We start from the raw sequence: 2,319 nt of genomic DNA, 5'->3' as shown, positions 1-2,319 counted from the left end.
CTTCTATCTAGCTGTTGCTGAGTGCTTTTTATACGCTTCCTGTTTGGTATGAATGAGAAATTCTTACAATGATCAATACTATCATTTAAAAAATGAATAAATAACGTACTCTCTTCACTTTTTAAAATAAGGCAGGAATCTCTAAAATGACCAGCCAACCTGCGAAAGGGCCTTAAAAAGTGGGTGTCCTTTTTATTGTTCTTTTTATTGTTTTTATTTTGCCATTCACAAACAGGGAGAAGATGTAAGCTCAGCCAGAAAGATATTACATACGCCGGACTACCGTAATGCAGTGGTCGGGAGACACTCATCCTGAATATATAGCGTTCTGAAAAAACGCTCTGATTCAAGATCAACCAGAAAAGTAAACTTGAATAGACCTTCCTCGCCAGAAATCAACCCGGGCTTGTGCAACAACAGGATAAGATTGCGGCTGGGCGCAATCTATCCTTATTCGTTATGCGCTGGATTGGTTTATATGCGGGAAGCTTGAACGAGTGCTCGTGAAATCCATTGGTTGATACTTAGCCCACTTACCTGGGCAGCGGTAGCAATAGAAGCATGAAGCTCTGGAGGAATACGAAGCATCAGCTTCCCTGAATATGGTTTTTGTGCTTCTTTGCCAACCGAAGCACACGTTTCAAGATAGTCTTCTACTGCTTCATGGAAAGCATCTTTAAGCTCCGATACAGATTCACCATGAAATCCTACACGATCTTTTATTCCTGCAATATGACCAATGAAGCATTCGTCATCATCACTATATTCAATACTGGCAGCATAACCTTTATATGTCATTGTATTCATGGCTTAACTCCAATTCTGGTCAGAAAATCTCTTGCATCTTTCACCTGATATGGCTTTGCCTCTTTTTTTGGGTGTGGTCTATGAAAAGTGCCAATTTCACCATTCTTATGAAATCTGACTCGTGATCCACGACCTTCTATAACTTCAGCTCCAACAGCTATGAGAAGAGCCTCTATAGCCTTCCATTCCAACTGCTTAGGAACTGGTTCTTTGTAGACCGCAATTAGCGTTTTTCGGTGTTTGGCATTCATAGGAAGATACTATACAGGATAGTATCAAATAATGATACTGCAATATTGGCATGCTGAGATGTGAAGCGCATAACGCCTGCATAAGCGGCGGCGCGTCTAGCGCCGTCCGCTGGATGCTCTTGTTGAACCAAGCCGCTAACGCGGCAAAAAATACCATTCATTCCAGCCACCCCACCATTGCCAATACTCCCTGATATCCGTACCACTCCGGCGCGGCTTATATAAGGAAGCAACATGGAACGTTCTGAGCAAATCCGGTTTGACAAACTGTATCAAAAACACCTCACCACCCTGAAACTCCAGGGCAAAAGCCAATCCACCATTGATCTTTACAGCAGACCACTGCGACGGGTGGCAGCCTTCTTTGATCGTTGCCCCGACACGCTCAAACCCGATGACCTGAAAACCTACTTTGCGGCACTGGTAGGATCGCTACGTGGACCTCCCCCTTCGCACCCTGAAGGCCTTGCGGCGCTACTGGGCTACCCACCGGAACCCAACGTTTCTTTTCCCTGAAGGGCAGACAGCCAATCAGCGACACCGGGCAACTCAGCCTATGAGCCGCTCCTGCACCCAGAAAGCCATGAAACATCTTGTGGAAGAGTGCCGGATTCATAAAAAAGTCAGCCCCCACAGTTTACGACACAGCTTTGCTACTCATCTTATGGAGCAGGGAGTGAGCCTCAGGGCCATTCAGGAACTGCTCGGGCACATGTGCCCAAAAACCACAGCCATCTACACCCGGTTAACCGAAACCACCCAACTGAATACCCGCAGGATTATTAATCATCTGATTGATGAGCTGGATTTGAAAGGAGACGACCAATGAACCTCTCCGATATAGCCGATCAATATGCCGACCGTTTCCTGGAGAAATACAGTCAATGTCTTCTACCCAGCCAACTCAAGGCGCTCAATGCCATACGGGGTTGTCGAACCCCGGCTTCCGGCATGACGCTGCTGGAATGCAACGGCTGCCAATTCCGGGAGCAAAAACCCTTATCCTGTGGACATCGTCACTGCAACCGCTGTCAGAACACCGATACCAGCGAATGGTTGCAACGGCGAAGACAGAAACTGTTGCCCGTTGAATACTTTATGGTGACCTTCAACTTACCAGCGCAACTGCGGGCTCTGGCTTGGCAACATCAACGACAGGTGTACGATTTACTGTTCAGAATAGCGGCTGATACCCTGAAACAGTTTGGAGCCAATAGCAAAAAACTGGATGCTGACCTGGGAATGACCGGCGTCCTGCACA

3 protein-coding genes and 1 pseudogene are annotated in these 2,319 nt (G+C 46.8%); 2 read left to right on the top strand and 2 right to left on the bottom strand.

Annotated elements, in window-relative coordinates:
• Positions 1 to 474: 474 nt before the first annotated feature.
• Both J7439_RS25265 and J7439_RS25260 read right to left on the bottom strand, forming a co-directional pair.
• Positions 475 to 807: a type II toxin-antitoxin system HicB family antitoxin gene (locus tag J7439_RS25265; protein ID WP_209204823.1), complete on the bottom strand. Its 333-nt coding sequence runs from the start codon at positions 805 to 807 to the stop codon at positions 475 to 477.
• Positions 804 to 1,058, bottom strand: a complete 255-nt coding sequence (locus J7439_RS25260) for a type II toxin-antitoxin system HicA family toxin (protein WP_209204822.1) — start codon at positions 1,056 to 1,058, stop codon at positions 804 to 806. Before J7439_RS25260 ends, J7439_RS25265 begins: the two co-directional genes overlap by 4 nt.
• A 234-nt stretch (positions 1,059 to 1,292) precedes the next feature.
• Between J7439_RS25260 and J7439_RS27400 the strand changes: the two are divergent.
• Both J7439_RS27400 and J7439_RS25245 read left to right on the top strand, forming a co-directional pair.
• Positions 1,293 to 1,887, top strand: a pseudogene (locus tag J7439_RS27400) (tyrosine-type recombinase/integrase).
• Positions 1,884 to 2,319 (top strand): IS91 family transposase (locus tag J7439_RS25245; RefSeq protein ID WP_209204819.1); only part of this gene is annotated, 436 nt, incomplete at its 3' end. The pseudogene J7439_RS27400 and the gene J7439_RS25245, both read left to right, overlap by 4 nt.

The organism is Salinisphaera sp. G21_0 (genome assembly GCF_017744115.1).
Classification (GTDB): Bacteria; Pseudomonadota; Gammaproteobacteria; order Pseudomonadales; family Endozoicomonadaceae; genus Endozoicomonas.
This window is presented reverse-complemented; position numbering and strand designations above follow the sequence as displayed.